Here is an 8323-nt window from a genome sequence, read left to right on the forward strand (position 1 = left end):
CGACTCGGGCCTGGGCCCGGACGGCGAATCCGAACATTCGGATCAGCGTGATCCGAACTCCGCCGCGCCCCCTCGCGGCGGCGCAATCGTCGACCGGCCCGTCGTTTGCCCAGGTACGCCCGCACCGCGGGTGGCGCAATCGCCTCACCACGCCGGCGGCCGCGAAGTGAGCGGCCAGGAACCCGCGAAACCGCCGCTACTGTCGGCATTCGTCCAGGTCACCGGCCCCAAGGGAGGGAAGCAGATGAGCGCAGCCATCGAGCCGCCGCCGAACCGCCGCTCCCGCGCCGACCGGGCCCGCCAGGTCGCGGACGTGCTGCGCCAGCAGACCCTGGCCGGCGCGTTCGCCGGCACCCTGCCACCCGAGCACGACCTCGCCGTCGAATTCGCGGTCTCCAGGAACACCGTGCGGGCGGCCCTCGCGCTGCTCAAGGACGAGGGCCTGATCGACCGCGCGCCGCGGGTCGGCACCCAGGTGTCCGGGCGCAAGTTCGACCACGGCATCGACACCCTGCTCGGCCTGAAGGAGACGCTCCGCGAGCACGGTGAGGTGCGCAACGAGGTGCGCGCGGCCCTGCGCCTCGTGCCTCCGCCCGCCGTCGCGCGCCGCCTCGAACTCGACCGGGGCGAGCCCGCGGTGTACATCGAGCGGCTCCGCTACCTCGGCGACCTGCCGCTCAGCCTGGACCTGACCTACCTCGTCCCGGACCTCGGCGACGAACTGCTGCGCCGCGACCTCGCGGGCAACGACATCTTCGCCCTGATCGAGGAGGTCTCCGGCGGGCCGCTCGGATCGGCCGAGCTGGCCATCGAATCCGTCAACGCCGACGCCCACACCGCGGCGGCGCTGCAGGCCCCCGAGGGCGCCGCGCTGCTGCTTCTCGAACGACTCACCACCCTCGACGACGGCAGGCCCGTCGACCTCGAGTACATCCGCATGCGAGGTGACCGCATCACCATGCGGGGCAACCTCTTCCGCACAAACCAACCCTGGGAGCTGACCTGATGGCACTGGTCAACCAACGCGCCGACGTCCCCGTCACCATCGATGAGTCACTCTGCATCGAGGGGTGCACCCTCTGCGTCGAGATCTGCCCGCTGGACTCGCTGGCGATCAACCCGGACAACGGCAAGGCCTTCATGCACGTCGACGAGTGCTGGTACTGCGGCCCCTGCGCGGCCCGCTGTCCCACCGGCGCAGTCACCGTCAACATGCCCTTCCTGCTCCGCTAGCCGCCAGGCACCGGACAACCCGACCACCAAGGACCCGAACATGAAACGCCGCATCCCCGCGGCGGCGATGGCCGCTGCCCTCACCACGGCCATGCTCGCCGGCTGCTCCCTCGACAGCGACTCCGGCGGCGGCGCAGGCGGCACGGACGCCGTGCCCGTCGTCATCGGCTACCAGTCCAAGACGATCAATACGGTCACCGCAGGCACCCTCCTCAAGGCACAGGGCTACCTCGAGAAGCGCCTGGCCGCAGTCACCGAGCGGACCGGTACCGAGTACTCCGTGCAATGGCAGGACTACGACACCGGCGCACCCATCACCGCCCAGATGGTCGCCGAGAAGATCGACATCGGTTCGATGGGCGACTACCCGATGCTCATCAACGGGTCCCGAACCCAGGCCAACCCGCGCGCGAAGACCGAGATCGTCTCGGTCACCGGGTACAACCCCAAGGGCGCGCTGAACATGGTTGTGGTGCCGCCGGATTCGCCGGCGACCGGTCTTGCCGACCTGGCCGGACAGAAGGTGTCCGCCAGCGTCGGCTCCGCCGGCCACGGCACCCTCGTGCAGGCGCTCGACCGCGCCGGACTCGACCCCGCCACGGGAGTCGAGGTGCTCAACCAGCAGCCCCAGGTCGGCTCGTCCGCGCTCGAGTCCGGGCAGGTGGCCGCGCTGTCACAGTTCGTGGCGTGGCCTGGCCTGCTGGTGTTCCAGGACAAGGCGAAGCTGCTCTACGACGGCGCGGAGCTGAATCAGCCGACCCTGCACGGGGTGGTGGTGCGCGAGTCGTACGCCGAGCAGCACCCCGAGGTGCTCGACGCCTTCCTGCTCGCGCAGCTCGACGCCACCCGATTCATCCGCGGCGAGCCCCTCGAGGCGTCGCAGATCGTCGCCGAGCAGAGCGGACTGCCACAGGAGGTGGTCTACCTCTACAACGGCCCCGGCGGCACCTCGTTCGACCCGACGCTCAAGCCCCGCCTGGTCGAAGCCCTGAAAACCGATGTGCCCTACCTGAAGTCGATCGGCGACTTCGCCGACCTGAACATCGACGGATTCGTCGACGACGCGCCGCTGCGTGCCGCCTATGCGGCCGAGGGCATCGAGTCCTACGACGCCGCGGTCGCCGTCTCCGCCAACCCCGCGGCCCTGTCCGGCTCCGACCCCGGGTGCGGAGTGCCCGTCGCCGATCCCGCGCAGGCGAGCGAGCTGTGGCTCGAGGGCGCAACACAGACGCAGCCCGCGGCCGACCCCACCTGCCTCCTGCGCTCGGTCAAGAAGGCGCGCGGCGAGGGCAGGGAAATCCGGGCCGCCTACGTGCCCGACGCGGAACTGGGCACCCGCTGGTTCGCGGACAAGGCGGTGTGGGTGCGCGACGGGGCTCGATTCCTGCCCTTCACCACCGCGGCCGCGGCGGGCCGCTACCTGCAGAAGAACCCCGCGAGCGCTCCGATCACCTACGACCGCGCCGTCGAGGAGGTCCGGCCGTGACCGCGTCCGTGACCGCGGCAGGCGCGCGGGCGTCCGTCCCGGCGTCGGTCGGGCCGGAGTCGGTCGGCCCGGTGGAGGACGCGACGTCGGACCCCGGCGCAGTGACCAGGACCGACGGGCCCGCCCGGTGGCGGTCCCGGGCCATCCGGATCACCTCGGTGATCGCCGCGGTGATCGCCTGGCAGTTGCTGACGGCCAACAGCGTTCGGCTGTGGCTGCGGTTCGACACGCTTCCGACCGTGACCGAGATCGTCTCGGCGTTCGGGGAACAGCTCCGGACCGACCTCTTCTACCTGGACCTCGGTCAGTCGCTGATCCGGATCGTGTCCGGGTTCGGCCTCGCCACGGTGGCGGGGGTTGCTGTCGGCATCGCGCTCGGACGCTCTCGCCTGTTCGCCGACACCGTCGGCCCGCTGGCCGAACTGGCGCGGCCCATCCCGGCGATCGCCATCGTGCCGGTGGCGATCCTGCTGTTCCCCAGCGACGAGGCAGGCATCGTCTTCATCACCTTCATCGCCGCCTTCTTCCCGATCATGGTCAGCACCCGGCACGCGGTGCGGGCGCTCCCGACCATCTGGGAGGACTCCGTGCGCACCCTGGGCGGCAGCCGCTGGGACGTCCTCGGCCGCGTGGTGCTCCCCGGGATCCTGCCCGGGCTGTTCAGCGGGCTGTCGGTCGGCATCGGGGTCGCGTGGATCTGCGTGATCTCCGCCGAGATGATCTCGGGCCGACTCGGGGTCGGCTACCGCACCTGGCAGGCATACACGATCGTCGACTACCCGGGCGTGTTCGTCGGCATGATCACCATCGGCATCCTCGGGTTCTCGACGTCCGCGGCGGTCGAACTGCTCGGCCGCCGCGTCACCCGGTGGCTGCCCCGAGGGGAGAACACCAGATGACCACGGCAACAAGCGAAGAGATGGCCGCCGATGGCATGTCGCTGAGCCTGGACGATGTCACGCTGTCCTACACCGGCACCCCCGTCGTCCGTTCCCTGTCCCTGACCGCGCTGCCCGGCGAGATCCTGGTCCTGACCGGCCCCTCCGGATGCGGGAAGTCGACGGTGCTCCGGGCCCTGGCGGGTCTGCTGGCACCGGACTCCGGCCGCATCCGCGCGGACGGAGCCGCCGTCACCACCACCTCGCGGGATCGCGCCGTGGTGTTCCAGGACAACGCGCTCCTGCCGTGGCGCACGGTCCGGTCCAATATCGAACTCGCCCTTGCGCTTCGCGGACAGCCGAGGTCCGGGCGCAGGCGCGACGCGGAGCGATGGATCGAGGAGGTCGGGCTCACCGGCTTCGGAGACTTCCTGCCCAAGAACCTCTCCGGCGGTATGCGTCAGCGGGTACAGCTGGCGCGCGGCCTGGCCGGTGCACCCCGGGCCGTGATGATGGACGAACCGTTCGGGGCGCTCGACACCCAGACCCGCGCGACCATGCAACGCCTGCTCGTCGAGACCTGGAGCACGCACCCGACGACGGTGGTCTTCGTGACCCACGACGTGGACGAGGCAGTCTTGCTCGGCGACCGGGTCGCGGTGCTCGGGCACGCGGGCGCCCCGCTGCGCACCATCGTCGATGTGCCACGGCCGCGCGACCGCGACGCCCTCGACCACCCCGACACACGAGCCGCCCGCGCGAAAGTCCTGGCCGCGCTGGGTCACCCGAGCGGCGGCCCGACGAACACCACGGAGAACTGATGGACATCCCAGACCTGGCCGACACCATCCGCCTCGATTGCGACGTACTGGTCATCGGCGGCGGTACGGCGGGCACGATGGCCGCGCTGACCGCCGCCGAGAACGGCGCCGACGTGCTGCTGCTCGAGAAGGCACACGTTCGGCATTCCGGCGCGCTGGCCATGGGAATGGACGGCGTCAACAACGCCGTCATCCCCGGCAAGGCAGAGCCGGAGGACTACGTCGCGGAGATCACCCGCGCCAACGACGGAATCGTGAACCAGCGCACCGTTTACCAGACCGCGACCCGCGGCTTCGCGATGGTGCAACGGCTCGAGAAGTACGGCGTCAAGTTCGAGAAGGACGAGTACGGCGAATACGCGGTCCGCCGGGTGCACCGCTCCGGTTCCTATGTGCTGCCGATGCCCGAGGGCAAGGACGTGAAGAAGGCGCTGTACCGGGTGCTGCGGCAGCGGAAGATGCGCGAGAAGATCCGGATCGAGAACCGCCTGATGCCGGTGCGGGTGCTGACGGATAGGGGCCGAGCTGTCGGTGCGGCGGCACTGAACACCCGGACCGGGGAGTTCGTCGCGGTCGGGGCGAAGGCCGTCATCCTGGCGACCGGCCCCTGCGGACGGCTCGGGCTGCCCGCGTCGGGATACCTGTACGGCACCTACGAGAACCCGACCAACGCCGGCGACGGCTATTCGATGGCATACCACGCGGGGGCCGAGCTCAGCGGCATCGAGTGCTTCCAGATCAACCCGCTGATCAAGGACTACAACGGACCGGCCTGCGCGTACGTCGCGAACCCGTTCGGCGGCTACCAGGTCAACGCGCAGGGCGAGCGGTTCGTCGATTCCGACTACTGGTCGGGGCAGATGATGAGCGAGGTCAAGCAGGAGATCGAATCCGCCCGCGGCCCCATCTATCTCAAGGTCAGTCACCTGCCGACCGAGACCCTCGACACGCTCGAGTCCATCCTGCACACCACCGAACGGCCCACGCGCGGAACGTTTCACGTGAATCGTGGCCACGACTACCGCACCCATGACATCGAGATGCACATCTCCGAGATCGGGCTGTGCAGTGGACACTCGGCATCGGGCGTGTGGGTGGACGAGCACGGCGCGACGACCGTGCCCGGGCTGTACGCGGCAGGCGATCTGGCGTGCGTGCCCCACAACTACATGATCGGCGCCTTCGTGTACGGGGACCTGGCGGGGAATCACGCCACCGGCACCCTGCCGGCCGTGGACGCGCCGACCGAACTGCCGACCGATCAGCTGCGCGAGGCGCACGAGCTGATCTACCGGCCGCTCCTGCACCCGGATGGACCGCCGCAACCGCAGGTCGAGTACAAGCTGCGGCGGTTCGTCAATGACTATGTGGCGCCGCCGAAGACCGCCACCAAGCTGTCCATCGCGGTCGAGACCTTCGAGCGGATGACCACGGAGATCGAAGGCATGGGGGCGACGAGCCCGCATGAGCTGATGCGATGCGCGGAGGTGTCCTTCATCCGAGACTGCGCGGAAATGGCGTCGCGCAGCTCTCTCACCCGCACCGAGAGCCGGTGGGGCCTGTACCACGAGCGGGCGGACCTGCCCGGCCAGGACGACTCCGAGTGGGGGTACCACCTGAACCTGCGCAAGGGTGCCGACGGCGGGATGGAATTCCTCAAGCGACCGGTGGCACCGTATTTCGTGTCGGTCCCGGGACTGGACGACCTTCCACCGCGCGATCAGCGGGTCGTGCCGGTGACGCAGCCGCCGCTGGTGGGCGGGCGCGCGCCGGTGGAGTCCCCCTCTCGGGTGAGCGCCACCCCCGCAGAGGTCCAGCCCCGCTCCCCCCGGATCGTGGAAATCCTCGGACTCGACAGTCCGACCGGCGCGCAGCTGCGCCCCTATCTGATCGATGCGGACCCCCAGGTGCGCTCCACCGCCATCGCCACGCTGACCGAGGCCACACCCGACGGCTTCGACGCCCTGCTGGTCGCCGCCCTCGGCGACGAGGACGGCGCCGTACGCCGAGCGGCCGCGGAGGGACTCCGCGAGCTGGTCGAGGTGCTGCCCTCGGCGGAGGGGCTGGCACTCCATCTCGCCTCCGGCGACGCGGTCGTCCGGTCCACCGTGGTCGACCTCCTGCGGGCGCTGCGCACCGGGACGGCGACGCAGTACCGCGCGACGCTCGCCGACGTCGACCATCGGGTCCGCATCGAGGCGGTGCGCGCGCTGGTATCCCTGGACGACTGGCAGACGGTGGCCATCGCATCCGAGGACGAGAACCGCGAGGTGCGGATCGCCTGCGCCCAGGGCCTCGCGACCATCGGTCTCGGGGGTCTCGAGGCGGTCCGCACCCTCGCGGTCGACCGCGACCCCCTCGTCCGGGCGGCCGCGCTTGCGGCCTTCGCCTCGCTGCGCCCCACCGAGAACGATGTGGCGCTGGCCGTCGCCGGGCTGACGGAGTCCGCCTGGCAGATCCGACAGGGCGCGGCCCGTGCCCTCGCCGGTGCACTCCCGGAAGACGCGCTGCTCGCACTCGAGACGGCCCTCGGCGACGTACACCTCGACGTCCGCAAGGCTGCCGTGCTCACGCTCACCACCTGGACGGAAAACCCTGCGGCACAACAGGTGCTGCGCATCGCGATCGACGACTCGGATGCCGACGTGCGCGCCTACGCCCGGCGCGCGCTCGCCGAACCGGTCAGGGCCTGAGCCACTGGCCCGGCACTCGGTTCACCCCCGTCGCAGTGCGTATTCGGTATACGTGCCGACGGGGGTGAACCCGATCCGCTCGTAAACGGGGGCACCGTCTTCGGAGGCCTGCAACACGACACGCTCCGCGCCTTCCGTCCTGGCGTGGTCGATCGCCGCCAGGGTCACCGCCGTGCCATATCCCTGCCGGCGATGGTCCTCGAGGGTCACCACGCCGTACAGGCCGGCGACACCGGCTGCCAGATGAATCTCCGCCCCCGCCACCGGTTCTCCAGCGCGATAACCGACGACGAAGGTGCTGGCGCATTCGCCACTCAAGATCGCCGACCCCGCGGCGTCAAAGTAGTCGAACACGGCCGATGAGGGCGGCGTCCAGTTCCTGGCCATCAGGTCCGCATAGTCACGCAACTGCTCGCGATTGGTCACAGTCACGACTGTCAGGACCGCACGCTGCGTGGGCGGCGGGATCTCCGTCATCGGCGCGGTCATCGCCAGCTCGGTCTCCGACGGGCGAACGCCCCGCGCTCGCAGCAGCTCTCCCAGGTTCGAGGGCGTCGAGGTCGGTGCCACCCACCATGAGAACGGACGACCCGCCGCGCACACCGTCGCCAGAATCTCCTCGAGCCGTGCCGGCGCCGTGTGCGGCGCCAAGCGCGCCCGGCACACGAGGTTGAAGGTGTCGTCGTCCAGTCCGCTGTCCGCGATCAGGATGTCACCGGGTTCGTACACCGTAGCGCCGGCGACCGTGGGATGCAGGTGCGCCGCATGAGACGCGAGATTGAGATCCATTGCTTCCACCAGGTCGTCGCCCACACCCACGATCCTAGTTGTGCCCAACGGGCCCTGGATATGCGAAATGCCTCGCATCGCAGTCTCTTTCGAGGCTGTGATGCGAGGCATTCGCAATTTATGTTCGGCGGTGTCCTACTCTCCCACACCCTGTCGAGTGCAGTACCATCGGCGCTGGAGGGCTTAGCTTCCGGGTTCGGAATGGGTCCGGGCGTTTCCCCTCCGCTATGGCCGCCGTAACTCTGTGAAATTTTCACACGGAACACGGTCACAATCCAAATCATGTTTGGATTCGTTTCCGGTTCTTGAAACAAACGTGTGTTGTTTCAGATACCGCACAGTGGACGCGTAGCTTCTTTGTGGTAAGTCCTCGGCCTATTAGTACCAGTCACCTGCACACGTTACCGTGCTTCCAGTTCTGGC

General features: G+C 69.4%; 7 protein-coding genes and 1 rRNA gene. 6 read left to right on the forward strand and 2 right to left on the reverse strand.

What is annotated here, in order from left to right:
* Nucleotides 1-244 precede the first annotated feature (244 nt).
* From FCG67_RS20085 to FCG67_RS20110, 6 genes are all read left to right on the forward strand, one after another.
* Complete coding sequence (locus tag FCG67_RS20085; RefSeq protein ID WP_136911435.1) at nucleotides 245-1006, forward strand: GntR family transcriptional regulator; 762 nt, start codon at nucleotides 245-247, stop codon at nucleotides 1004-1006.
* Nucleotides 1006-1233: a 4Fe-4S dicluster domain-containing protein gene (locus FCG67_RS20090; protein WP_027502301.1), complete on the forward strand. Its 228-nt coding sequence runs from the start codon at nucleotides 1006-1008 to the stop codon at nucleotides 1231-1233. The genes FCG67_RS20085 and FCG67_RS20090 overlap by 1 nt, the downstream gene beginning before the upstream one ends.
* Before the next feature lie 40 nt (nucleotides 1234-1273).
* Complete coding sequence (locus tag FCG67_RS20095; RefSeq protein WP_136911436.1) at nucleotides 1274-2719, forward strand: ABC transporter substrate-binding protein; 1446 nt, start codon at nucleotides 1274-1276, stop codon at nucleotides 2717-2719.
* A 71-nt stretch (nucleotides 2720-2790) separates the two neighbouring features.
* Nucleotides 2791-3618, forward strand: a complete 828-nt coding sequence (locus tag FCG67_RS20100; protein WP_136911450.1) for an ABC transporter permease — start codon at nucleotides 2791-2793, stop codon at nucleotides 3616-3618.
* Nucleotides 3615-4418, forward strand: a complete 804-nt coding sequence (locus FCG67_RS20105) for an ABC transporter ATP-binding protein (RefSeq protein WP_136911437.1) — start codon at nucleotides 3615-3617, stop codon at nucleotides 4416-4418. The genes FCG67_RS20100 and FCG67_RS20105 overlap by 4 nt, the downstream gene beginning before the upstream one ends.
* The gene (locus FCG67_RS20110) at nucleotides 4418-7111 is read left to right on the forward strand and encodes a fumarate reductase/succinate dehydrogenase flavoprotein subunit (RefSeq protein ID WP_136911438.1); all 2694 of its coding nucleotides are present in this window, start codon (nucleotides 4418-4420) and stop codon (nucleotides 7109-7111) included. Before FCG67_RS20105 ends, FCG67_RS20110 begins: the two co-directional genes overlap by 1 nt.
* Nucleotides 7112-7132: 21 nt before the next feature.
* On the opposite strand, the gene FCG67_RS20115 is transcribed toward FCG67_RS20110, so the two are convergent.
* Nucleotides 7133-7924 (reverse strand): GNAT family N-acetyltransferase, encoded by a 792-nt coding sequence (locus FCG67_RS20115; RefSeq protein WP_246045181.1) that lies wholly within the window; start codon nucleotides 7922-7924, stop codon nucleotides 7133-7135.
* Between the two features lie 98 nt (nucleotides 7925-8022).
* Nucleotides 8023-8139: ribosomal RNA gene (rrf, locus tag FCG67_RS20120) — 5S ribosomal RNA — on the reverse strand.
* Nucleotides 8140-8323 lie beyond the last annotated feature (184 nt).

The sequence above is a fragment of the Rhodococcus oryzae genome (assembly GCF_005049235.1).
GTDB classification, from domain to species: Bacteria; Actinomycetota; Actinomycetes; order Mycobacteriales; family Mycobacteriaceae; genus Rhodococcus_G; species Rhodococcus_G oryzae.